Origin of the sequence: Rhodanobacter ginsengiterrae (assembly GCF_050026815.1) — a bacterium.
Lineage (GTDB): Bacteria > Pseudomonadota > Gammaproteobacteria > Xanthomonadales > Rhodanobacteraceae > Rhodanobacter > Rhodanobacter ginsengiterrae.
In genome coordinates this window covers 52,041-76,242 of record NZ_JALBWO010000054.1, presented here as the reverse complement: position 1 = coordinate 76,242, position 24,202 = coordinate 52,041, and the positions used below count along the sequence as shown (strand labels likewise).

Below are 24,202 nucleotides of genomic sequence, written 5' to 3'. Positions count from 1 at the left end.
CCAAGCGCAGTTTCGTCAAACCGTGCTGTCGATGCGCACGACGGTGCGCCCGAAGGACTCGCCTGCGAGCATACGCGCAAACACGCCTTGCAGTTCGTCCAGGCCCACTTCCAGCGTGGCGATGCGCTCCAGATGCCGCGGCTTCCAGTCGCCAGCCAGCTGCTGCCAGATGCGGTCGCGCAGCTCGCGAGCGGTTCCGGCCGAGGCGATGCCCAGCAGGCTGGTGCCGCGGATGATGAACGGCATGACCGTGCTGTCGAAGGCGATGCCGCCCGCATTGCCGCAAAGGGCCACATTGCCATACGGGCCGATCAGTGGCAGCAGGCCGCTCAGCGTACTGCCACCGACGTTGTCCAGCGCGCCGCCGAAACGGACCGAATCCATCGGCTTGCCGCTGAAGGCCAGTTGGTGGCGATCGATGCACTCGCTGGCACCGAGGCTGCGCAGGAAATCGAAATGGTCGACCTTGCCGCTGATTGCGTGCACCGCGTAGCCGGCGCGGCTGAAGATGTCGAGCGCCAGCATGCCGACACCGCCGCTGGCGCCGGTCACCGCAATCGGCCCCAGCGCCGGCGTCTGCCGATTGTCCTGCATGCGCAGCAAGGCCAGCGCGGCGGTAAAGCCGGCGGTACCGATGATCATGCTCTCGCGCAGGTTCAGTCCGCTCGGCAGCGGGATGGTCCAGCGTGCATCCAGCCGGGCGTATTCGGCGTAGCCGCCATCGCGTGTCTCGGACAGGCCGCTGCCGGTGCACAGCACCGCGTCGCCCTCACGGAAGGCCGGGTCAGTGGAAGCCACCACCCGGCCAGCCACATCGATGCCGCCATTCAACGGGTACGTGCGCAGGATCCGGCCCTTGCCGGTGCCCGCCAGCGCGTCCTTGTAGTTGACCGAGGAGTAGGCAACCTTGATCAGCACCTCGCCGGGTGACAGCGCTTCCGCGGGCATCTGTTCGATGCCGGCGCGGTAGCCGCTGTCGTCGTCGTGGATGCGAAAGGCACGCAGGGTGGTCATTTCGAGTTCCCGGGCATGAGGTCAGGCATCGACACTGCGGGTGTCGATCCATTTTGGCACGTAGGTTCCCTGGTATTCCTGCATCCAGTCGAACAACGCGGCCATGCTGTCGCCGAACCAGATGCTGTCGCGCTGTTCGGGGCGCACGAAGTTCTCCTCGACCATGTGTTCCATCATCGAGCGCAGGTCGCGGTAGTAGCCGCGCACATCGAGGAACGCGCACGGATAGCGATGCAGGCCGAGCTGGGCCCAGGTCAGCATCTCGAACATCTCGTCCATGGTGCCGAAACCGCCGGGCAGGGCGACGAAGGCATCGGACAGCTCGTACATGCGGGTCTTGCGCTGGTGCATGGTCTCCACCACGACCAGTTCGCTCAGGCCCGGGTGCGCCACTTCCAGTTCGACCAACTGGCGCGGGATCACCCCGATGACCTTGCCGCCACCGGCAAGTACCGCATCGGCCACCACGCCCATCAGGCCGACGTTGCCGCCGCCGTAGACCAGCGCCATGCCACGTCGCGCCATTTCCGTGCCAAAGGCGCGTGCCTGCTCGGCGTACTCGGGATGCCTGCCGCTGCTGGAGCCGCAGTAGACGCAGATGGCGGTGGGTTGGGTCATAAGGCGAGGAGTGAGTGGAGAGGAGTGAGAGGGTATGGTGCGAGGCGGCCGGAAAGATCGAGGCGATAGTGATGAGGCAGGAAAAAAAACGGGCGAAGCGAGGTTTTGCCTTCTCCCACTTCTCAGAAAGCGACAGCCCGCCCATGTCGCCACGAGCGGGCCGTTGCGGATCGGTCTGACCGACCGATCAGTTGCCCTTGTGGATGGCGCGCTTGTCGACCGACAGCGCGGCCTCGTGCACGGCTTCCGACAGGGTCGGATGGGCGTGGACGATACGTGCCAAGTCCTCGGACGAACCCTTGAACTCCATCGCCACCACGCACTCGGCGATCAGCTCGGAGACGCCCGGACCGACCATGTGCACGCCCAGGATGCGATCGGTTTCGGCGTGGGCAATCATCTTGACCATGCCGACGGCCTCGTTCATCGCCACCGCGCGGCCGATCGCAGCAAACGGGAAGGTGCCCACCTTGTACGGCACGCCTTCTTCCTTCAACTGCTTTTCGGTCTTGCCGGCCCAGGCAATTTCCGGCTCGGTATAGATCACCCAGGGAATCGTGTCGTAGTTGACGTGACCGGCCTTGCCGGCGATCCACTCGGCCACCGCCATGCCTTCCTCGAAGCCCTTGTGCGCCAGCATCGGCCCGCGCACGGCATCGCCCACGGCCCAGACGCCATCGACGCCCGTGTGGCAGTGCTCGTCGACCGCGATGCGACCGCGCTCGTCCAGCTTCACGCCGCAGTCGTCGGACAGCAGGTCCGCGGTATAGGCGCGACGGCCCACGGCCACCAGCAGCTTGTCGACCACCAACTGGTGTTCGCCGTCCTTGTCGGTGTAGCTCAGGTGGACTTCATTCTTCTTCACCTCGGCCTTGCCCAGCTTCGCGCCCAGCTTGATGTCCAGGCCCAGCTTGCCGAGTTCCTTCAGCGCGACCTTGGCGACGTCTGCGTCGGCAGCGCCCAGGAATTCGGGAAGTGCCTCCAGTACCGTCACTTCGGCGCCGAGTCGGCGCCACACGCTGCCCAGTTCAAGACCGATCACGCCAGCACCGATCACGCCCAGGCGCTTCGGCACTTCGCTGATGTCCAGCGCGCCGGCGTTGTCGATGATGTACTTGCCGTCGAACCTGGCGAACGGCAGCTCGATCGGCACCGAGCCGGAGGCCAGGATCACATTGGTGGCGCTGATGATCTGTTTGGCGCCGTCGTTGCCGGTGATCTCCACTTCATTGCCCTTCAACAACTTGCCCTTGCCGAAGAAGCTGGTGATCTTGTTGGCCTTGAACAGCTGGGCCACGCCGCCGGTGAACTGCTTGACGATCTTGTCCTTGCGGCCGATGAAGACGCCCAGGTCGACCTTGGCATTCTCCACCGTGATGCCGTGCACCGGCAGGTTGTGCGCGATGTTGTAGAACTGCTTGGACGAATCGAGCAGCGCCTTGGACGGAATGCAGCCGACGTTGAGGCAGGTACCGCCCAGCGCGGCCTTGCCGTCCTTGCCGGCCCAGGCGTCGACCACGGCGGTCTTCAGTCCGAGCTGCGCGGCGCGGATGGCGGCGTGATAGCCGGCCGGGCCGCCGCCGATGACGATGACGTCGAATTTGTCGCTCATGGTTTGGGTGTCCTTGAAAACGGGAACAGGGAACGGGGAACGGGAAACAGGGGCCGCGGCTTTTGCCGCTCCCTGTCACCTGTTCCCCGTTCCCGCATCATTAGAGGCCCAGCAGCATCCGCTGCGGGTTCTCGAGCTGGTTCTTGATGTCGACCAGGAACAGCACCGCGTCCTTGCCGTCGATGATGCGATGGTCATACGACAACGCGATGTACATCATCGGCGCGGCGATGATCTGGCCGTTCTCGACGATGGCGCGATCCTTGATCGTATGCATGCCGAGGATCGCGCTCTGCGGCGGGTTGACGATCGGCGTGGACAGCAACGAGCCGAAAGTGCCGCCATTGGTGATGGTGAACGTGCCCCCCTGCAGGTCGTCCAGCGACAGCTTGTTGGCGCGCGCCTTGACGGCGTAGTCGGCGATGCCCTTCTCGACGTCGGCGAAGCTCATGTCCTGCACGTCGCGCAGCACCGGCGTCACCAGGCCCTTGTCGGTCGACACCGCGATCGAGATGTCCTGGTAGCCGTGGTAGATCACGTCGTTGCCATCGACCGAGGCGTTGACGAACGGGTAGCGCTTCAGCGCTTCGGCGGCGGCCTTGACGAAGAAGCTCATGAAGCCGAGTTTGACGCCGTGTTCCTTCTGGAACGCTTCGCCCAGCGATTTGCGCATCTTCGTCACTTCGGCCAGGTTCACTTCGTTGAACGAGGTGAGCATGGCGATCGAGTTCTTCGACTGCATCAGGCGCTCGGCGATGCGCAGGCGCATGCGGGTCATCGGCACGCGCTCTTCCGGGCGCGAGCCCGGCGTCGGCTTGGCAGCCGGTGCTGATGTTGATGCCGGGGCAGCGCTTGGCGCGGTGTTGCCGCCCTTGCCGTAGTTGACCAGGTCTTCCTTGGTCACCCGGCCGTCGCGGCCGGTGCCGGCGACCTTGGACGGATCGATCTTTTCCTCGGTGGCCACGCGCAGGCCGGCCGGCGACAGATCGCCGCCCTTGCTGCCGGTGACGGCAGCTGCGGCCGGCGCGGGCGCGGCAGGTGGCGGGGCGGGTGCTGCGGCGGCCGGGGCCGGGGTCGCCGCGGCGACGCCTTCCTCGATGATCGCGATGACCTGCTCGCTGTTCACCGTGTCGCCCACTTCGTGGCGAATTTCCTTCAGCACGCCGTCGACCGGCGAGGGTACTTCCAGCACCACCTTGTCGGTTTCAAGGTCGACCAGGTTCTCGTCGCGCTTCACCGCGTCGCCGGCTTTCTTGTGCCAGGTGGCGATGGTGGCATCGGAGACCGACTCGGGCAGGACGGGGACTTTGAGTTCAATGGACATAACGATCCTTGGGTGTCTTTATTCTGCAGAGTGGTCAGTGCCAACCGGCGCAACGAGCGCCTGTTCGACGAGGGCTGCCTGTTCGGCGACATGGGTATTGTGATGGCCTGCGGCCGGCGCCGGCGAGCGCGCGCGTCCCGCGTACGAGAGCGAGTGCTTGCTGCCCGTGCAGGCCTGCAGGTGATGCCGGATCTGGAACCAGGCGCCCTGGTTCATGGGTTCTTCCTGGCACCAGATCACTTCCTTCGCTGCCGGGTACTTGTCCAGTTCCGCCGTCACTTCCTCGCGCGGGAAGGGATACAGCTGCTCGACGCGGACGATCGCCACGTCGCCCAGCTCGCGTTTCCCGGCTTCTTCCAGCAGGTCGTAATAGACCTTGCCCGAGCACAGCACCACGCGCTTGACCTTCTTGGCGGCCAGCTTGCGATGCTCGCCGATCACCAGCTGGAAGCTGCCGTTGGCCAGCTCGTCCAGCGAGGACACCGCCAGCTTGTGGCGCAGCAGCGACTTCGGCGTCATCACGATCAGCGGCTTGCGTGCGGCACGCAGCATCTGCCGGCGGATCATGTGGAAATCCTGCGCCGGCGTGGTCGGCACGCAGACCTGCATGTTGTCGAACGCGCACAATTGCAGGAAGCGTTCCAGGCGCGCGGAGGAATGCTCCGGACCCTGGCCTTCGTAGCCGTGCGGCAACAGCAGCACCAGGCCGCACAGGCGATTCCACTTCGATTCGCCGGAGCTGATGAACTGGTCGATCACCACCTGGGCACCGTTGGCGAAATCGCCGAACTGGGCTTCCCAGATATTCAGCGTGTCCGGATCGGTGGTGGAGTGGCCGTACTCGAACGCCATCACCGCTTCCTCGCTGAGCAGCGAATCGATCACCTCGACGTCGGCGGTGGCGCGCAGGTTGGCCAGCGGCATGTAGGTATGGCCATCCTTCTGGTCATGCAGCACGGCATGACGATGGAAGAACGTGCCGCGACCGGAGTCCTGACCGACCAGGCGCATGTCGAAACCGCCCTCGACCAGGCTGGCGTAGGCCAGGTTTTCGGCGAAGCCCCAGTCGGCGGGCAGTTCGCCGGTGGCCATCTTGCGACGGTCGTCGTAGATCTTCGCCACGCGCGCCTGCAGGGTGAGGTCGGCGGGCAGGGTGAGGATCCTGCTGGTCAATTCCTGCAGTTTCTGCTTCGGCACCGTCGTGTCGGTGGGCAGCGAGAGCTTGCCGCCGAGGAAGCGCGCCCAGTCGACGTGGCCGTCGCGCGCAGGCGACGGGTCGAGGTCGGTCATCGGCGCGCCTGCTTCCAGTCGCTCACGGTAGGCCTCGAACTGTTTCTGCGCGTCGCCTTCGGCCAGCACGCCCTGCTTGACCAGTTGCTGCTGGTACAGGTCGCGGGTGGTCGGACGCTTGCGGATGATCTGGTACATCACCGGCTGGGTGGCGGACGGTTCGTCCGCCTCGTTGTGGCCGTGGCGGCGGTAGCAGACCAGGTCGATCACCACGTCGCGGCGGAACTGCTTGCGGAAATCGTAGGCGAGGCGGGTGGCCAGGATCACTGCCTCCGGATCGTCGCCATTCACATGCAGCACCGGCGCGTTGACCATCTTGGCCAGGTCGGTGCAGTACATGGTGGAGCGCGCGTCCTGCGGATTGGAAGTGGTGAAACCGACCTGGTTGTTGACCACGATGTGCAGGCTGCCGCCGATCTTGAAGCCACGGGCCTGCGACATGTTCAGCAGTTCCATGTTCACGCCCTGTCCGGCGAACGCGGCATCGCCATGGATCAGCACCGCCATCGACTGCGTGTGCGAGGTGTCGCGGCGGCGCGTCTGGCGCGCATGGACCGAGCCGCAAACCACCGGGTTGACGATCTCCAGGTGCGACGGGTTGAACGCCAGCGCCACGTGCACGCCGCCCTTGGGCGTCTTGACGTCGGCGGAGAAGCCCATGTGGTACTTCACATCGCCGGAATGCGCCGGGTCGTCCGGATGCTCGAACTTGCCCTCGAATTCGTCGAACAGGGTCTTCGGCGGCTTGCCGAGGATGTTGACCAGCACGTTGAGGCGGCCGCGATGGGCCATGCCGATCACCAGTTCCTTGATGCCGTTGTCGCCGGCGGCGCGCACCACGTCGTCGAGCATCGGGATCAGGCTGTCGCCGCCTTCCAGCGAGAAGCGCTTCTGGCCCACGTATTTGGTATGGAGGTAGCGCTCCAGGCCTTCGGCGGCGGTGAGTCCGTCCAGCACGCGTTGCTGACCGGGCTTGTCCAGCCCGCTCTGGCCGGCCGCCTGTTCCAGGCGGCTGTAGATCCAGTTGCGCTGCTCGTGGTTGCTGATGTGCATGAACTCGGCGCCGATCGTGCTGGCATAGGTCTTCTGCAATCGGGCCAGCAGCTCGCGCAGCTTCAGGCGGTGGCCGCCACCGGCGTAATTGCCGGTGTCGAATTCGGTATCGAGGTCGGCATCGGACAGGCCGTGGAAGGCCAGGCCCAGGTCGGGCGCGGTCATCTTTTCGGTCAGGCCGAGTGGGTCGAGATCGGCGGCGAGGTGGCCGCGCGAGCGGTAGGCGGTGAGCAGGCGCAGCACGCCAGCCTGCTTGCGCGCATGTTCGTCGCTGACCGGCGTGGCGGTGGTGGCGTTGCGGCGCTGTTTCTGTGCCGCCTCGATGCGCGCAATGGCGACGGTGTGGGAAACGTCCCCCGACTCGCGCCCCTTGAATGATGCGAAATACGTGGCCCATTCGGCGGGTACCGACGAAGGGTCGGCCAGCCAGGCGTCATACAGCGATTCCACGTAATCGGCGTTGCCGCCTGCGAGTTGGGAAGATTCGAAGAACTCGCGGATCAGGTTTGTAGTCACGTCACCACCGGCAGGGAAGGGATGCTTGCGGTCATCCGAGTGACTTTGAAGTCGCGGTTTCCGGTCGGTTTTCAAGCCCGACAGGCCGCTGATACGGATGACTGGGGAGAATCCGGACGATTATAGCCTTTGCCTGCTGCGACGCGGCAACCCGTGAGTGGCCTGGAATGGCTTGGGCGCGGCCTTCTCCGACCAAGGTCGAAGCCCGGCTCGGGGGTGAGTGAGCGATTTCATGCGGTTTGGATCGCGCGTTGGCGGATGGAAGGCCGCGGCCAGCGGGCCAGCTGCGGTTCATCCCGCTCAGATGTTCAGTGACTGCAATTCGCTGGCCCGCTCGGCACGCTCCCACACGTCCTCGAAATGCTGTTGCAGCGGCGCCTGGCTGGCGCGGTCGCAGCGGGCGGCGCGGCCTGGTGTCCGATCGGCCTCGGGCAGGAACAGGTAGCCGCCGACATCATTGAGCAGATAGGCCGAGACATAGGCGCGGTCGGCTTCCTCCACTGGCGTGCGGATCTGGACCGTGCTGGGCAGGCGCTGTGCCAGGGCGACCAGCCGATGGTCGCCGCGCAGGGCGGCAGCCGGGTCGTGCAGCAGGATGCGGATCTGCGCGCCGCGGCCGGAGATCGCGATGCGCCGCAATTCGGCCAGCTCTTGTGCGCTGGCGTAGGCGTCGTTGCCCAGCAACGGCAGGTAGATGTCCAGTCGATGGCGGGCGTCCGACAGCAACTGCGCGCGCGCGGCGGCCACCTCGCCGCGCGTACCGGTGGCAAGCGCGCCGATGTCGCGCAGCGGTGCCGGTTCGTCGGTGTCCACGGGCAGGGCCAGGCGCATGGCCCGGTGCGCCAGACCAGCGTCCTCGAACTCCTCGCCGTAGGCGTCGAAGCCTTCGCGCTCGTAGAAGCCCATGGCGCTGACCTGGGCGTCCAGCGCCACTTCCGGCCAGCCCTGCGTGCGGGCGCGGGCCACCAGTTCGCGCAGCAGTGCCACGCCAACGCCACGCCCGCGCCAGTCGCGCAGTACCGCCATGCGACCGATCTTGTGCGCGGGCGTGAGCCGGCCGCAGCCGATCGGTTGGCCGGCTTCGTTGCGCGCCAGCAGGTGCCAGCAATCCCCATCGAGTCCGTCGCGTTCGCGCTGCTCGGGCACGCCCTGTTCGCGGATGAACACGGTTTCGCGCAGGTCGAGCAGAGCGGCCCGCTGCTCGTCGTTCGACCAGTCGGCCACCTCGATGTGGAAGTCCTGCAGTTTCATGGGCGGATGCTCAGCGGCGCTTGCGGGATTTTCTCGGGATCAGGTGACCATCGTTGACCAGTGCCAGCAGCAGGTTGCGTTCGGTCGCGGTGAGCTTCTTCGCGGGAGTGAATGCGCGCTCCTCGCACAAGGCCTGCGCCAGCGCGGGCGTGGCCGGGTAGGCGTGGCCGCTGACGTACAGCGTGCAGCCGGACTTGTCCCGATACCAGGCCAGCCGTGACCACGGGTGACGCAGCAACTGGGCGCCGGCATCGAGCTGCCTGGTCAGCGCAGCTTCGGCCAGTGGTTTCTCCAGCGGCGCCGGAATCTGCGCGTTGCGGTAACGGGTGATGAAGCGGCCGAACCAGTCGTGCAGCAGGTCCTCGCGCAGGGCTGCGGCAAACGGCAGGGCGTCCTTCAGTCGCGCCAGCGCGGCGCGGTCGATTTCGCCGGGGGCCCTGGCCGGCTTCAGGTCCGGGTCGGCATAACGCAGTTCATCGGGCAACTGTTCGGCGATGTAATCAGCCAGGTCGCCGGTCAGTTCAGCCTGCGACGGCGCACGCATGCCCACCGAGAAGGTCATGCACGGACCGCCGAAGGCTACGCCGTCGTGCGGCACGCCGGGCGGCAGATACAGGATGTCGCCCGCGTCCAGCAGCCATTCGTGGGTGGGCTCGAACTGCGCCAGCTGCTTCAGTTCCACGTCGGGGCGGAACGCCTTCGGTGCCAGCGGATCATCGCTGATCGCCCAGTGCCGCTGGCCCAGGCCCTGAATCAGGAAGACGTCGTACTGGTCGACATGGGGGCCGACGCCGCCACCGGGCTCGGCATAGGAAACCATCACGTCGTCCACCCGCCAGCTCGGCAGGAAACCGAAGTGCTGCAGCAGGCCGGCGACGTCGGCATCCCACTTGTCGACATCCTGTACCAGCAAGGTCCAGTTGCGGTCGGGCGTGCTCGCAAAATCGGCTTCGCCGAGCGGGCCGGGATGGACATGCCAGCGATCGCGCTTCTCGTCATGCACGATCAAGCGGGCCAGCGCAGCCGGTTCGCAGGCCAGGCCGGCCAGGTCGTCCGGTTGCAGCGGTGGCTGGAAGTCGGCGAAGGCCTGGCGAATCAGCAGCGGGCGCTTCTGCCAGTAGTCGCGCAGGAACCGGGCGGGGGGCATGCCCAGCGGCTGCCTGGCGGAACCGCGGACTTCAATGGGGAAAACAGTGGGCTTGGTCATGCGCCCATTGTAGCGGTGTGCGCGGCTGCCAGATCAGCGCAAGGCCTGCGCCACGCCATGCAGTCCCAGTCCGAGCACCGCGGTAGCTGCCAGCAGGGTCGCGGCGCGCGGCGGCAGGCGACGGGTGAGCAGGGCGCCCAGCGGAGCGGCGACGACGCCGCCGGCGATCAGGCCAGGCACGGCGGCGCCGTGGCTGGCACCGACGTGCAGCAGAAAGCTGACACTGGCGGCGGCGCTGACCACGCACTTGGCCAGGTGCACCGTACCGATCACCTGTCGCGGCGCAGCTCCCTTCGCCACCAGCGCGGTCACGGTGATGGCGCTCCAGCCGCCGCCGGCAACCGCGTCGGCGAAGCCGGCAAGCAATCCCAGCGGGCGCGCCACTGGTGGAACGTGCTCGTCATGCGCAACCGTCTGGTGCCGGCCACGCCACAGCAGGCATACGCCCATACCGAGCAGGTACGGCGTCAGCGCCAGTCGCATCCACGCCGCCGGCACATGGCTGAGCAGCAGGGCACCAATCACCGCACCGGCCACGCCGGGGATCACCAGCGCCCAGAACAACGTCCTGCGCACGTTGCCCGCTGCCAGGTGGCTGAGGCCGGAGGCGCCACAGGTGAAGGTCTCCGCGTAGTGGACGCTGGCGCTGGCCACCACCGGTGGCAGCCCGAGGCCGAGCAGCATGCTTGCCGCCGTGATGCCGTAAGCCATGCCCAGCGCGCCATCGATCAGCTGGGCCAGTGCGCCCACGGCGGCGAAGGTCAGGAATTCGGTGAGTGGCGGCATGCGGCGCGAGGCTCCGTGCGCAGGGCAGGTGCGGAAAGTATTGGAGCCGGCGCGGGCACGCGGAAATAAGGCCTGGGCATATGCACATGGCCATGCATCCTTTCACCTTGCCTGGCTGTGTGGATAACGTGGATGGCAAGACGTATAGACGTCCAAATGGAGTTGTCGTGAATTCTGTCGTTGCCAGGAACCTTGCTGATGCCGCCCCGCCCGCGGACAAGCTTGCACAGCTGAGCCGCGGCATCGCTGGCTTGAGTGCGGCCCAGCTGTACTGGGTGGCCGCCTGGAGCGCGGCGCAGGCGGCGCAGGCCGCCCGGGGCGGCGTGGTGGCGGCCAGGGCGACATCGATCGGTGAGCAGCTGACCATCCTGTATGGCAGCCAGACCGGCAACGCCAGGCGCATCGCCACCGAGCTGGCCAGCCGCAGCGAGGCGCTGGGGCTGCCGGTGCGCCTGTTGCGCGCCGACGCCTATCCGCAGCGCGAGCTGGCGCAGGAACGTCATCTGCTGGTGGTGATCAGCACCCAGGGCGATGGCGAGCCACCCGACGATGCGCGCGGCCTGTTCGAATTCATCAACAGCAAGCGCGCGCCGAAACTCCCGGCGTTGCGGTTCGCCGTGCTCGGCCTGGGCGACTCCAGCTATCCGCAGTTCTGCACGATTGGTCGGCAGCTGGATGCGCGGCTGGCCGAGCTGGGCGGCGTTCGCCTGAGCCCGTTCGGCGAGGCGGATCTGGAGTTCGAACTGGTTGCCGAAGCGTGGGCCGGGCAGGTGCTCGAGCATGCGCGCGAGGTGGTGAAGCAGGTTGCGCCACCGGCGCGCGTGACGCCGCTGCATGTCGTGCCGCAGTCCGACGCGCATTCCCGCGAACAGCCATTCAGCGCCGTGGTGCTGGCCAACCAGCGCATCGTGGCGCGGGACAGCGCGCGCGATATCCGGCATCTGGAGTTGTCGCTGGAGGGTTCGGGTCTGGCCTATCAGCCCGGCGACGCGCTGGGCGTGTGGCCGCGCAATCCACCGGCGCTGGTCGACCAGTGGCTGGACGTACTGCAACTGGATGGCTCAGGCGAGACGACCTGGCAGGGTCGCTGCATGCCGCTGCGGCAATGGCTGGAGCGCGATCGCGAGATCACCCGGCTGCACCGCGGGTTCATCGCCGCACTGGCCGCCGCTGGCAGCCATGCGGAACTGGCCGAGCTGCTCCAGCCGGAACAGGCGGAGCGCCTGGCGGCAACGCTGGCTGACGATCAGCCGATCGATCTGCTGCGCCGCTACCCCGTCGCGTGGCAGGCCGAGGCTCTGTTGGGTGCGTTGCGACCGTTGACGCCGCGGCTGTACTCGATCGCCTCCAGTGCCGCGGCGGTGGGTGAGGAGGTGCATCTGACGGTGGCAGTGGTGGATTACCAGCGTGAGGGTCAGGCGCACTGGGGCGCGGCATCGAGCCTGCTGGCAAGCAGTGGCGAGGACGCCCGACTCGACATCTTCATCGAGCCGAACGAACGTTTCCATCTGCCTGCCGATGATTCGCGCGACATCATCATGATCGGTCCCGGCACCGGCGTGGCGCCGTTCCGGGGCTTCGTGCAGGAGCGCCGCGAGCGCGCCGGCAGTGGCCGCAACTGGCTGTTCTTCGGCAACCGGCATTTCGCCAGCGACTTTCTGTATCAGCTCGAATGGCAGCAGGCGCTGCGGGATGGGGCGCTGAGTCGGCTCGACCTGGCGTTCTCGCGTGATGGCGCCGACAAAATCTACATTCAGCATCGCCTGCTGCAGCATGGCGCCGAGTTGCACGCCTGGCTGGAAGGGGGCGCTCATGTGTATGTCTGTGGTGATGCGAAGCACATGGCGCGCGATGTCCACGCCGCCCTGGTCGAGGTGGCGGTCACCCATGGCGGCCGCTCCGTCGAAGCCGCCCAGGCGTGGCTGGACGACCTGCTGCAGCAAGGACGCTACGCCCGTGACGTCTACTGACCCGGCTCGATCCCCATGACCGACGAACTCTCCCATCTCGAACACATCAAGGCGGCCAGCCGCTTCCTGCGCGGCGGCATCGTCGAGGGCCTGGCCGATCCGGTCACCGGTGCCATCAGCGACGACGACACCAAGCTGCTGAAATTCCACGGCAGCTACCAGCAGGACGATCGCGACCTGCGCGAGGAACGCCGCCGGCAGAAACTGGAGCCGGCGTACACCTTCATGCTGCGTGCACGCCTTCCCGGTGGCGTGGTGACGCCGGCACAGTGGCTGGTGTTCGACCGCATCGCCCGCGACTACGCCAGCGGAACGCTGCGCATCACCACGCGGCAGACCTTCCAGTGGCACGGCATCATCAAACGCCGGCTGAAGCCGACCATCGCCGCGATCCATGAGTCGCTGGCCAGCACCATCGCCGCCTGCGGCGACGTGGTGCGCAACGTGGTCAGCACCGCCAACCCGATCGAGTCGACGGCGCATGCCGAAGCCTATGCCTGGGCCACGCGGCTGTCCGCGGAGTTGGCGCCGAAGACGCGGGCGTATCACGAGATCTGGCTGGACGGCGAGCAAGTGGCGGGTGGTGCGCCGCCGGTGGAAGAGCACGAGCCGTTGTACGGTGCCACCTACCTGCCACGCAAATTCAAGATCGGACTGGCGATCCCGCCGCTCAACGATATCGACGTGTTTGCGCAGGACCTGGGTCTGATCGCGATCGTCGAGCAGGGCGTATTGCGCGGTTTCAACATCGCCGTCGGTGGCGGCATGGGCGCCAGCCATGGCGACGCCAGCACCTACCCGCGGCTGGCCAGCGTGATCGGCTTCGCCACACCGGAGCAACTCTTCGCGGTGGCCGAGGCGGCGATCGGCGTGCAGCGTGACTGGGGCGATCGCGTCGAGCGCAAGCATGCGCGACTGAAATACACACTCGACCGCTACGGGCTGGAGGTGTTCAGGAGCGAGCTGGAATCGCGGCTCGGCTTCGCGCTGGCCCCGGCGTGCGACTACCGTTTCGCCCACAATGGCGACCGCTACGGCTGGGTCGAAGGCCACGACGGCCGCTGGCACCTCACCTTGCATATCGAGTCCGGGCGACTGGCCGACGTGGGCGAGCGGCGCTGGCTCAGCGGCCTGCGCGAGTTGGCCCGGGTGCATGACGGCGACTTCCGCCTGACTTGCAACCAGAATGTGATCGTGGCGAATGTCGCGGCCGACGAGCGCCAGCGCATCGACGCGATCGTGCAGGCGCACGGGCTGGGCGACTACCTGGCGCAGAGCGGCATCCGCCGCCACGCGATCGCCTGCGTGGCGCTGCCCACGTGCGGTCTGGCGATGGCCGAAAGCGAGCGCTACCTGCCCGCGCTGCTGCCGAAGCTGGAGTCGCTGCTGGCGCGTCATGGCTTGAGTGATGCGCCGATCCTGCTGCGCCTGTCCGGCTGCCCGAACGGCTGCTCGCGGCCGTATCTGGGTGAGATCGCGCTGGTTGGCCGCGGGCCGGGTCGCTACGACCTGCGCCTCGGCGCCGACTTCAGCGGCCAGCGGCTGAACCAGGTATATCGCGAGAATATCGACGAGGTGGCGATTCTCGACGCACTCGATCCGCTGTTTGCGCGCTACGCCAGCGAGCGCGGCGACGGTGAGGGCTTCGGCGACTTCCTGCTGCGTACCGGCATGCTCAAGCCGGCTGCGATCCGGCCGATACCGCTGGTGTTGCGGGCATGACTGCCGTTCCGCAAGCACTGGCATCGCATGAGCCGCAGGCATTGGCCGAACTGAATGCGCGGCTGGGCAGACTCAGTGCGGAGCAACGCGTGGCCTGGGCGCTCGAGCACATTGCCGGCGAACACGTGCTGTCCTCCAGCTTCGGTGCGCAGGCGGCGGTGTCGCTGCATTTGCTGACCCGTCAGCGTGCGGGGATGCCGGTGGTGCTGATCGATACCGGCTACCTGTTTCCCGAAACCTACCGTTTCGTCGACGAGTTGACCGAGCGGCTCGCGCTGAATCTCAAGGTCTATCGCGCGTCACTCAGCCCCGCCTGGATGGAGGCGCGCCATGGACGGCTATGGGAGCAGGGCGTGGCGGGACTGGATCATTACAACCGCCTGCGCAAGGTCGAGCCGATGCGGCGGGCACTGGCCGAGCTGGGCGCCAGCAGCTGGTTTGCCGGCCTGCGTCGCGGGCAGTCGCGCAGTCGCCAGGCAATCGAATTTGCCGAACATCGCGATGGGCGCTGGAAATTCCATCCACTGGCCGACTGGAGCGATCGCGACATCGGCCAGTACCTCGCCCGTCACCAGCTGCCGTATCACCCGTTGTGGCAGCACGGCTACCTCTCGATCGGCGATATGCATACCAGCCATCGCTGGGAGCCGGGCATGGCCGCGGAGGACACCCGTTTCTTCGGACTCAAACGCGAATGCGGACTGCACGGCATCGCCTAGCAAGCCGCCTGCGGTCGCCTCGCCCAGGCGTCCTTCGGATGCCTGGGAGCTGGCGAATCCGAGTCACGCCGCGCTCACTGACCAGAGTCTTGCCTGGTCGCGCAACGGGATCCCGATCGGCCTCTCGGCAGCGGCGGGCGCGGGAGCCGGTGATGGATGCCGGCGGTCTTCAGGCGGCGGCGGACAGCGCGGGGAACGATCGTTCGTCCCAGTGTGGTACCCCGTCCCATTCGCTGACGGCGGGATCTCCGGCAAGCATGCGCACCACGTCACGACGATCCAGGTGCGGCGCGAACTGCGTGATGAACTCCAGCATGTACTCGCGCAACACGCTCTCGCGGCGCAGCACGATCCAGGTCGTGCACCGCGGAAACAGGTGGTCGGCCGGCAACGCCGCCAGGTCGGTGTCGCTGTCCAGTATCGCCATCTCGGCCAGCACGCCGATGCCCAGTCCGGTGCGCACGTAGGTCTTGATCAGGTCGGCATCGCCGGCAGTCATCACGATCTGCGGTTGCAGGTCGCATGTCTCGAACGCGCGCCGCAGCGAGGAGTCGGGCTTCAGCGACGATTCGTAGCTGACCAGCGGAAGCCTGGCCAGCGCTTCCAGCGAAGCGGGTTGGTCGCTGGATGCCAGCGGATGCCCCTGCGGTGCCAGGATGACCCGATGCCAGTGGTAGGCCGGCAACGCGATGCCGGTGTTTGGCGGGGCCCCGGCTGTGCTGATCACGGCCAGGTCGACCCGGCCCGTTTCCAGTTGCGCCAGCACTTCGCTGTCGCGACCCGGCTGCAGGTGCACGCTGACTTGCGGATAGCTCTGGCTGAGCGCGCCGATCGCCGCGGGCAGGGCGAAGCGCGCCTGGGTGTGGGTGGTGGCAATACGCAATTCGCCGTGCGCATCGTTGCGCAGGTTCGCGGCGATCGAGCGGATGTTGGCCGCCTCGGCGAGGATCGTGCGTGCGCGATCCAGCACCTGCCGGCCGGCGTGCGTCACCATGTCCAGGCTCTTGCCCTTGCGCACGAACAGCTGGAAGCCCAGCTCGTCCTCAAGCTGCCTGAGCTGTTTGCTCAGGCCGGGCTGGGTGGCGTGCACGCGTTCGGCAGCCACGGTGATGTTGAGGCCGGAGTCGGCGATCGCCACCAGGTAGCGCAGTTGGGTCAGGGTCATGGCGATGTTCTCGTGTGCGGTCGGGATCGTGGGGGCGAGGCGCGAGCGAAGCACGGTGACATCGCGGGATACGGGGCATGTTCATGGCTGGCACGCAGGTGCAATCGGTCGACGGAAGGCGACGGTGGATTCGACATGGCTTGTGATTGCAATCATGATCAGACGTCTATACGTCCATTCGGCGCATTGGTCAAGTCCGGCAGGCTCATGCCGTGAGGGCATATGACCCGAATGCCGGATCATTTGTCGGGCCACGGCGGGCCAGGTAGCGTGGCGGCTCCGTCGAACCGTGGCCGAACTCCGCATGAAGTTGTATCCGCTGTTTGCCGACCTGTCCCGTCGCGCCGTACTGGTGGTGGGCGGCGGCGCAGTCGCCGAGCGCAAGGTGGCTGCATTGCTCGATGCACGGGCGCAGGTCACCGTGAACGCGCCCGAGCTGACGCCACGGCTGCAACAGTGGGTGGCTGCCGGCCGCGTCGCGCATTGCCGCGAGGCATTCCGCGAGAGCTGGCTGGACCGGGTCTGGCTGGTGGTGGCGGCCACCTCGGATGTCGAGTTGAACCGGTTGATCGCAACCTTCGCCGGCTTGCGGCGGATCTTCGTCAACGTGGTGGACGATGCGACGTTGTCGAGCTTTCATGTGCCGGCGGTGATTGATCGCTCACCGCTGATCATCGCGATTTCCAGCGGTGGCGAGGCGCCGATGCTGGCGCGACTGCTGCGCGAGCGGCTGGAAACGCTGCTGGATCACTCGCTAGGGGCGCTGGTCACGCTGGCCGCCAGCCTGCGCACGCGCATTCGCACCAGCTTCCCGGGCCTGTCTGCGCGCCGGCGCTTTTACGAAACGCTGTTCGCCGGGCCGGTGGCTGCCCTGCTACGCAAGGGGCAGCCGGAAGCGGCCCGGCAGGCGGTTGAAGCGGCCTTGCTGGCCGAGCCGGATGCCGTGACCGGTTCGGTGATCCTGGTCGGCGCCGGTCCCGGCGATCCCGGCCTGCTCACCTTGCGCGCGCTGCGCGCGCTGAACGAGGCCGATGTAATCCTGCACGATCGGCTGGTCAGTGCCGAGGTGCTGGGGCTGGCCAGGCGTGACGCCGAACGAATCGAGGTCGGCAAGCAGGCCGGCAATCACCATACGACGCAGGATGGCATCCACGCCTTGCTGCTGCAGCATGCACGGGCCGGGCGACGCGTCGTGCGCCTGAAAGGCGGCGATCCGTTCGTGTTCGGCCGCGGTGGCGAGGAGCTGGAATTCCTGCGTGATCACGCCATTCCTTATGAGGTGGTGCCGGGGATTACCGCGGCGCTGGCCTGCGCCGCCTATGCCGGCGTGCCGTTGACCCATCGCGATCACGCGCAATCGGTGCGCCTGCTTGCCGCGCATTGCCAGGCCTCGCGCGAACGACCCGACTGGGCTGCATGGGCACAGGAACGACAGACGCTGGCGGTGTACATGGGCGTGGCGGAACTGGGCACGCTGCAGGCGGGGCTGATCGCTCATGGCCGGGCGGCCTCGACGCCGTTTGCACTGGTCGAAAACGGGTCACGCGCCGACCAGCGGGTGGTCACCGGCACCCTCGCCAACCTGGTCGAGCGAGCCACCTTCCATGCCGTGCGCTCGCCGGCCCTGCTGATCCTGGGTGAAGTGGCGGCATTGGCGACGTCGTTGGCATGGTTCGGCCAGCCGCCGCTGGGGGCTACCGTGCATGCCCTGCCCACAGCAGCAAATCGGGCATTGACGACGTCGCCGGACGTACTGCGCGCCGTGCATCATGGCTGACGACTATTTTCACCTGCTCGGGCGCATGATGTTCCCCCATTTTCCCGCACTTCCTGGCAGAAGGTGATCCTCCATGATCTATGAAAGCATCCTCGATACCATCGGCAAAACGCCGATCGTCCGTCTCCATCGGCTGGCGCCGAAGCACGTCGAGCTCTACGTCAAGGTGGAGTCGTTCAATCCCGCCGGCTCGGTAAAGGACCGGTTGGCGCTGGCGATCATCCTCGACGCCGAGCAACGCGGCCTGCTGCAGCCTGGCCAGACGGTGATCGAAGCCACGTCGGGCAACACCGGCGTGGCGCTGGCGGCGGTTTGTGCGGCGCGCGGCTACCCGTTCGTGGCGGTGATGGCCGAGACGTTCTCGATCGAGCGGCGCAAGCTCATCCGGGCCTATGGTGGCAAGGTGGTGCTGACGCCCGCCGCCGCACGCGGCACCGGCATGGTCGAGAAGGCACTTGAGCTGTCGCGCAAGCATGGCTGGTTCTTCACCAACCAGTTCGAGAATCCTGCCAATCCGGCCTATCACCGGCAGACCACGGCACCGGAGATCCTGGCGGACTTCGCCGGCCGCCGGCTGGACTACTTCGTCAGCGGCTGGGGTACCGGCGGCACGCTGACCGGCGTCGGTGAGGTGTTGAAAGTGGCACGGCCGGGCGTGCAGGTGATCGCCACCGAGCCGAGTGTGGCGGCGTTGCTGTCGGGCAAGGAATGGCAGCCGCACAAGATCCAGGGTTGGACCCCGGACTTCGTCCCGGCGGTGCTGAATCCACAGGTGGTCGACCGGATCGTGCTGATCGACGACGTGCTCGCACGCGACACCTCGCGCGCCCTGGCACAGCGCGAGGGCATCTTCGCCGGCATTTCCTCCGGTGCCACGCTGGCAGCTGCGCTCGAGGTGGCCAAGGAGGCGCCGGCCGGTTCGGTGCTGCTGGCCATGCTGCCGGACACCGGCGAACGCTATCTGTCGACGTTCCTGTTCGAAGGCGTCAATGAAGGGTCCGACGAGATCGAATGAGCAGGCGGGCGGCGCGCGCCTGGCGATGACGTGTTCGTGCCCGGCTCGCGTCGGCGCGGACGGTCCGTCACTTGTCGCGTGCGCCGACCTTTACCCGTGCGCGTTCGGCCACACCCCATTGCGCGATCAGTTTCTGCCCCACGCCGGCCAGTGCGTGGATCGCCGGCAGCAGCTCGCGCCCCAGTTCGGTCAGGGCGTATTCGGCCGAAGGCGGTGAGGTATTCAGCAGCTGCCGCGTGACCAGGCCGCGGGCTTCCAGTTCGCGCAGCCGCGCACTGAGCACGCGCGCGGAGATGGGCGGGATGTCATGGCGCAACTCGCCGAAACGTCGCGGCTCGGCGCTGAGATACCAGATGACATTCGGCGCCCAGGCGCCGCGCAGCAGGTTCAGGCTCTCGGTAAGCGGGCAGGCTGGCGGCGGGATTGCAACCTTGCTCCTGCGGACGGGCAGACCCATGCGGGGGTTCCTCCGGCCGACGCCGGTAACTGGGTGGATACCGCATTCTGCACTAACGACAGGTTACCTGGTATCCATCAGTAACCATGCTGGCTAAGATGCTTGCTTCCGCGGACAACCACGCGTTTGCATGGTGTCACAGTTCATCCACTCCCCGTTTCATTTGCAAAGCTGGAGAAACGCATGAAGCTCTACTACATGCCTGGTGCATGCTCGCTCTCGCCGCACATCGTGGCGCTGGAGGCGGGTATTCCGTTGCAACTGGTCAAGGTCGACGGCAAGACCAGGCGCACCGAGAACGGCGACGACTTCCTGCAGATCAATCCGAAAGGCTACGTGCCGACGCTGCAACTGGACAGTGGCGAGATATTGACCGAAGGCCCGGCGATCGTGCAGTACCTGGCCGACCAGAAGCCGGAAAGCGCCCTGGCACCGGCCAACGGCACGCTGCCGCGCTACCACCTGCAGGAAATGCTGGGCTACATCAACTCGGAGCTGCACAAGACCTACAGTCCATTGTTCAACCCGGCCACCTCCGCCGAAACGCGCGAGGAACGCAAGCAGTACCTGCGCAAGCGCTACGCGATGCTCGATGCCCTGCTGGCAAGACAGGACTGGCTGCTGGGCGGGAACTTCACCGCCGCCGATGCCTATCTGTTCACGGTCACCAACTGGGCGAAGCACGTGGATCTCGATCTGTCCGGGTTCACGTCGCTGGCAGCGTTCCAGCAACGCGTCGCGGCGCGGCCGATGGTGCAGGCGGCCTTGTCCGCCGAAGGCCTGCTCAAGAGTTAGTCATGATTTGCGCAAACCGTTCGAAGAAGCCGGCACCGCGAGGTGTCGGCTTCTCGTTTTCGGAGGACGCGTCTGTCGGGTGGCTGGATCGGGCAGTGACACGTCCCGGATACGGGGTGCCGACAAGCCCGGCGGGGCGGAGATCCTGAATCGCTTACCATGGCTTGTGCTACAACGTCGCGCAACCGTAAAATGGTCCGCTTTCGTATAAGGGAATCATCAACTTAGACGATCACACCGGCGGGGTGCGAGAGGTCGTGGCGGATTTGCTCAGGCAGTCCATGTTGGCCTTGCATATCAGTGGGTTGGGATCGTTTGACAAGGGTGGCAAGGCGAGAGTGGCGGAATTGGTAGACGCACCAGATTTAGGTTCTGGCGGTTAACCCCGTGCGGGTTCGAGTCCCGCCTTTCGCACCATGCCCCGTTGATTTCTTTAGTTTTCCGGGCGGCACGGCCGCCATGGCGCCTGTGCGGGCCCACAACAATCAGGTAGTACCAGGAGACGTCATGCAGGTTTCGGTTGAGAACATCGGCTCGCTCGAGCGCAAGCTCACGGTGAAATTTCCGGCTGAGCGGTTTGAGACGCAGGTCAGCGCCCGCATCGCGGAAATGGGCCGCACCGTTCGTCTGAAGGGTTTCCGTCCGGGCAAGGTGCCCACCACGGTGATCAAGCAGCGTTTCGGCGAGCAGGTGCGCGGTGAAGTGTTGTCGGATCTGATCGGCAGCACGCTGCGTGAGGCGGTGCAGCAGGAGAAGCTGCAGCCGATCGCGAATCCGGCCATCGACACCACCGGCAGGCCGGAAAACGGCGAGATCGCCTACACCGCCACGTTCGAGATCATGCCGGAGTTTCCGCAAGTCGACGTTGCCGCGCTCGAGATCAACCGCCCGGTTGCCGAGGTCAGCGACGCGGACATCGACAAGATGCTGGAGACCCTGCGGCAGCAGCGTCGCAGCTTCGACGAAGTCGACCGCGCTTCGGCCGAAGGCGATTTCGTGATGTTCGAATATGCAGCCAGCGCAGGCGACTATCGCTTCCCGGCCGAGGGCCTGGAGCGCGCCGGCAGCGTGCTCGGCTCGGGCACCCTGTTCAAGGCCCTGGATGAGGCCCTGACCGGCCGCAAGAGCACCGACAGCTTCGAGACCGAGGTGCTGTTTCCGGAGGATTTCCGCAACGAGCAGCTGGCCGGCAAGAACGCCAGGGTCAGCTTCAGCATCCTCAAGGTGCAGGCACCGAAGTTGCCCGACATCGACGCCGAATTCGCCAAGTTGTTCGGCATTGCCGACGGTGACCTGGAGACTTTCCGCAAGGAAGTGCGTGCGAATCTCGAGCGCGAACTGAAGGCTGCCTTGATGGGCCGGCTGAAGTCCGAAGTGGCCGAGAAGCTTGCCGTGACGCATGCCGAGCTTGATGTGCCGAAGCTGATGGTCCAGTCCGAAGCCCGCAACATGGCTGCCGGCAGCGTGCCGCAGGGCCAGCAGCCGCCGCCGCAGCTGATCGAGGCTGCCACGCCGGTGGCCCGCCAGCGCGTGATCGCCGGTCTGCTGATGGGCGAGATCGCCCGCAAGCAGGAGATCAAGATCGATCGCAAGCGCGTGGCTGAGCAGCTGGCCGCGATTGCCTCGACCTATGAAGAGCCGGAAAAGGTCATTGAACTGTACAACGGCGACCCCCAACTGATGTCAGGGTTGCAGAACCGCGTGATGGAAGACCAGGTGGCAGAGTGGGTGGCCGAGCACGCCAGGACCACGCAGCTGGATCTGACGTTCGACGAGGTGATGCGTCCGGCCGGGGCTTAAGCCCTTGGCCCGAGCCATCTGCCTGAGCAATTGCGCCAGGTTCATCAACGGAGAGCTGCAAACATGGCCATGGATCAGATCCAGAACCTCAATTTGGTGCCGATGGTCGTCGAGCAGACCGCTCGCGGCGAGCGCTCCTACGACATTTATTCACGCTTGTTGAAAGAGCGCGTGATCTTCCTGGTCGGCGAGGTCAATGACCAGGTCGCGAACCTGATCGTGGCGCAGATGCTGTTCCTCGAGTCGGAGAATCCGGACAAGGACATCAATTTCTACATCAACAGCCCGGGCGGTGCCGTCACCGCCGGCCTGGCGATCTACGACACGATGCAGTTCATCAAGCCCAACGTCAGCACCATGTGCATCGGCCAGGCTTGCAGCATGGGCTCGTTCCTGCTGATGGCCGGCGCCAAGGGCAAGCGTTTCGCGCTGCCCAACTCGCGCATCATGATCCACCAGCCCTCGGGCGGTGCGCAGGGTCAGGCCACCGACATCGAGATCCAGGCACGGGAGATCCTTTACATCCGTGAGCGACTGAACAAGTTGTATGCGGAACACACCGGCCAGTCAGTCGAGAAGATCGAGCTGGACATGGAGCGCGACCGCTTCATGAACGCGGTGGATGCCAAGGCGTATGGCCTGATCGATGAAGTGCTCGACAAACGTGCTGGCGAGACGGTGAAATCGGCCTGAGTTCCGTTTTCCAAACCACGGTCACGAGAGCGGCCCCGCGCCCGCAGGCAGAGGCGGGGCCCTGTGTTATTCTCGCGGCGCATCCAGATTCACCAGCGGGACCGACAGTATGAGTGACGACCGGCAAGGGCGTTCCAGCGACAGCGGCAAGATTCTCTATTGCTCTTTCTGTGGCAAGAGCCAGCATGAAGTGCGCAAGCTGATCGCGGGTCCTTCCGTGTTCATTTGCGACGAATGCGTGGAACTCTGCAACGACATCATCCGCGAGGAGCTGGAAGAAAAGGCGGCCTCCGGTCGCACCCAGTTGCCGAAGCCGCGCGAGATCCGTGAATCGCTGGATCAGTACGTGGTAGGCCAGAGCCGCGCCAAGAAGGCGCTGGCGGTGGCGGTGTACAACCATTACAAGCGGATCGAGTCGCGCCAGAAGAGCGACGACATCGAACTGGGCAAATCGAACATCCTGCTGATCGGGCCGACCGGTTCGGGCAAGACGCTGCTGGCCGAAACGTTGGCGCGGTTGCTCAACGTGCCGTTCACGATCGCCGACGCCACCACGCTGACCGAGGCGGGTTACGTCGGCGAGGATGTCGAGAACATCATCCAGAAGCTGCTGCAGAAGTGCGACTACGACGTGGAGAAGGCCCAGTCGGGCATCGTCTACATCGACGAGATCGACAAGATCTCGCGCAAGAGCGAGAACCCGTCGATCACGCGCGACGTGTCCGGCGAGGGTGTGCAGCAGGCCCTGCTGAAGCTGATCGAGGGCACCCTGGCATCGGTGCCGCCGCAGGGCGGGCGCAAGCATCCGCAGCAGGAATTCCTGCAGGTGGACACCAAGAACATCCTGTTCATCTGCGGTGGCGCGTTTGCCGGTCTGGAGAAAGTCATCCAGCAGCGCTCCGAGAACACCAGCATCGGCTTCTCGGCTGAGGTCCGTTCCAAGGAACGCACCGAGAACCTGGGCAAGGTGCTGTCCGATGTCGAGCCGGCCGATCTGGTGCGCTTCGGACTGATCCCGGAGTTCGTCGGGCGCCTGCCCGTGGTGGCCACGCTGGACGAGCTGGACGAAGCGGCGCTGGTGAAGATCCTCACCGAACCGAAGAACGCGGTGACCAAGCAGTTCAAGAAGCTGTTCGAGATGGAAGAGGTCGAGCTTGAGTTCCGCCCGGAGGCATTGCAGGCGATTGCCAAGAAGGCGCTCAAGCGCAAGACCGGCGCCCGCGGCCTGCGCACCATTCTGGAGCAGGTGCTGCTGGACACCATGTACGAGCTGCCTTCACTGGAACACGTCAGCAAGGTGGTGGTGGATGACGCGGTGATCGAGGGCCAGGCCGAGCCTTACCTGATCTACCGCGGCAACCTGCAGCAGCGTGTGGCGGGCGAGGCCGGCGACGCCGCCTGATCATCTGCTGTGCCAG

At 66.0% G+C, this 24,202-nt stretch carries 19 protein-coding genes and 1 tRNA gene; 10 read left to right on the top strand and 10 right to left on the bottom strand.

What is annotated here, in order from left to right:
- Positions 1 to 15: 15 nt before the first annotated feature.
- The 8 genes from ACQGNJ_RS10175 to ACQGNJ_RS10140 form a co-directional block, all read right to left on the bottom strand.
- Positions 16 to 1,014 carry an acrylyl-CoA reductase family protein gene (locus ACQGNJ_RS10175; RefSeq protein ID WP_426689130.1) on the bottom strand — a complete coding sequence of 333 codons (999 nt, stop codon included), beginning with the start codon at positions 1,012 to 1,014 and terminating at the stop codon, positions 16 to 18.
- Positions 1,015 to 1,035: 21 nt separating this feature from the next.
- On the bottom strand, positions 1,036 to 1,632 hold the full coding sequence (locus ACQGNJ_RS10170) for an LOG family protein (protein WP_426689129.1): 597 nt from the start codon (positions 1,630 to 1,632) through the stop codon (positions 1,036 to 1,038).
- A 187-nt stretch (positions 1,633 to 1,819) separates the two neighbouring features.
- Complete coding sequence (lpdA, locus tag ACQGNJ_RS10165) at positions 1,820 to 3,244, bottom strand: dihydrolipoyl dehydrogenase (RefSeq protein WP_426689128.1); 1,425 nt, start codon at positions 3,242 to 3,244, stop codon at positions 1,820 to 1,822.
- A 100-nt stretch (positions 3,245 to 3,344) separates the two neighbouring features.
- On the bottom strand, positions 3,345 to 4,568 hold the full coding sequence (odhB, locus tag ACQGNJ_RS10160) for a 2-oxoglutarate dehydrogenase complex dihydrolipoyllysine-residue succinyltransferase (RefSeq protein WP_426689127.1): 1,224 nt from the start codon (positions 4,566 to 4,568) through the stop codon (positions 3,345 to 3,347).
- An 18-nt stretch (positions 4,569 to 4,586) separates the two neighbouring features.
- On the bottom strand, positions 4,587 to 7,427 hold the full coding sequence (locus ACQGNJ_RS10155; RefSeq protein WP_426689126.1) for a 2-oxoglutarate dehydrogenase E1 component: 2,841 nt from the start codon (positions 7,425 to 7,427) through the stop codon (positions 4,587 to 4,589).
- Between the two features lie 300 nt (positions 7,428 to 7,727).
- Positions 7,728 to 8,678: a GNAT family N-acetyltransferase gene (locus ACQGNJ_RS10150; protein ID WP_426689125.1), complete on the bottom strand. Its 951-nt coding sequence runs from the start codon at positions 8,676 to 8,678 to the stop codon at positions 7,728 to 7,730.
- A 10-nt stretch (positions 8,679 to 8,688) separates the two neighbouring features.
- Positions 8,689 to 9,885 (bottom strand): JmjC domain-containing protein, encoded by a 1,197-nt coding sequence (locus ACQGNJ_RS10145; RefSeq protein WP_426689124.1) that lies wholly within the window; start codon positions 9,883 to 9,885, stop codon positions 8,689 to 8,691.
- A gap of 33 nt (positions 9,886 to 9,918) precedes the next feature.
- Complete coding sequence (locus ACQGNJ_RS10140) at positions 9,919 to 10,671, bottom strand: sulfite exporter TauE/SafE family protein (RefSeq protein WP_426689123.1); 753 nt, start codon at positions 10,669 to 10,671, stop codon at positions 9,919 to 9,921.
- A 167-nt stretch (positions 10,672 to 10,838) separates the two neighbouring features.
- On the opposite strand from ACQGNJ_RS10140, the gene ACQGNJ_RS10135 reads away from it, so the two are divergent.
- Genes ACQGNJ_RS10135 through ACQGNJ_RS10125 form a run of 3 tightly spaced genes read left to right on the top strand, consistent with a single transcriptional unit; the run spans position 10,839 to position 15,082 of the window.
- Entirely contained in the window at positions 10,839 to 12,641 is a 1,803-nt protein-coding gene (locus ACQGNJ_RS10135; protein WP_426689122.1) for an assimilatory sulfite reductase (NADPH) flavoprotein subunit, read from the top strand.
- 15 nt (positions 12,642 to 12,656) lie between these two features.
- Positions 12,657 to 14,363 carry an assimilatory sulfite reductase (NADPH) hemoprotein subunit gene (cysI, locus tag ACQGNJ_RS10130; RefSeq protein ID WP_426689121.1) on the top strand — a complete coding sequence of 569 codons (1,707 nt, stop codon included), beginning with the start codon at positions 12,657 to 12,659 and terminating at the stop codon, positions 14,361 to 14,363.
- Positions 14,360 to 15,082, top strand: coding sequence for a phosphoadenylyl-sulfate reductase (locus ACQGNJ_RS10125; protein WP_426689120.1), 723 nt, complete (start codon positions 14,360 to 14,362; stop codon positions 15,080 to 15,082). The genes cysI and ACQGNJ_RS10125 overlap by 4 nt, the downstream gene beginning before the upstream one ends.
- A 169-nt stretch (positions 15,083 to 15,251) precedes the next feature.
- Here ACQGNJ_RS10125 and ACQGNJ_RS10120 read toward each other — a convergent pair whose 3' ends face one another.
- Positions 15,252 to 16,247, bottom strand: coding sequence for a LysR substrate-binding domain-containing protein (locus ACQGNJ_RS10120; RefSeq protein ID WP_426689119.1), 996 nt, complete (start codon positions 16,245 to 16,247; stop codon positions 15,252 to 15,254).
- Positions 16,248 to 16,551: 304 nt separating this feature from the next.
- Between ACQGNJ_RS10120 and cysG the strand changes: the two genes are divergently transcribed.
- Positions 16,552 to 18,024 (top strand): siroheme synthase CysG, encoded by a 1,473-nt coding sequence (gene cysG / locus ACQGNJ_RS10115; protein ID WP_426689118.1) that lies wholly within the window; start codon positions 16,552 to 16,554, stop codon positions 18,022 to 18,024.
- Between the two features lie 73 nt (positions 18,025 to 18,097).
- On the top strand, positions 18,098 to 19,039 hold the full coding sequence (gene cysK, locus ACQGNJ_RS10110; protein WP_426689117.1) for a cysteine synthase A: 942 nt from the start codon (positions 18,098 to 18,100) through the stop codon (positions 19,037 to 19,039).
- Positions 19,040 to 19,106: 67 nt separating this feature from the next.
- Here cysK and ACQGNJ_RS10105 read toward each other — a convergent pair whose 3' ends face one another.
- Entirely contained in the window at positions 19,107 to 19,496 is a 390-nt protein-coding gene (locus ACQGNJ_RS10105) for a winged helix-turn-helix transcriptional regulator (protein WP_426689116.1), read from the bottom strand.
- A 183-nt stretch (positions 19,497 to 19,679) separates the two neighbouring features.
- Between ACQGNJ_RS10105 and gstA the strand changes: the two genes are divergently transcribed.
- From gstA to clpX, 5 genes are all read left to right on the top strand, one after another.
- On the top strand, positions 19,680 to 20,291 hold the full coding sequence (gstA, locus tag ACQGNJ_RS10100) for a glutathione transferase GstA (protein WP_426689115.1): 612 nt from the start codon (positions 19,680 to 19,682) through the stop codon (positions 20,289 to 20,291).
- Positions 20,292 to 20,623: 332 nt separating this feature from the next.
- A tRNA-Leu gene (locus ACQGNJ_RS10095) sits at positions 20,624 to 20,708 on the top strand.
- Positions 20,709 to 20,798: 90 nt separating this feature from the next.
- Complete coding sequence (gene tig / locus ACQGNJ_RS10090) at positions 20,799 to 22,091, top strand: trigger factor (protein ID WP_426689114.1); 1,293 nt, start codon at positions 20,799 to 20,801, stop codon at positions 22,089 to 22,091.
- Positions 22,092 to 22,154: 63 nt separating this feature from the next.
- Positions 22,155 to 22,784, top strand: a complete 630-nt coding sequence (clpP, locus tag ACQGNJ_RS10085) for an ATP-dependent Clp endopeptidase proteolytic subunit ClpP (protein ID WP_426689113.1) — start codon at positions 22,155 to 22,157, stop codon at positions 22,782 to 22,784.
- A gap of 109 nt (positions 22,785 to 22,893) precedes the next feature.
- The gene (gene clpX / locus ACQGNJ_RS10080; RefSeq protein WP_426689112.1) at positions 22,894 to 24,186 is read left to right on the top strand and encodes an ATP-dependent Clp protease ATP-binding subunit ClpX; all 1,293 of its coding nucleotides are present in this window, start codon (positions 22,894 to 22,896) and stop codon (positions 24,184 to 24,186) included.
- Positions 24,187 to 24,202: the final 16 nt, after the last annotated feature.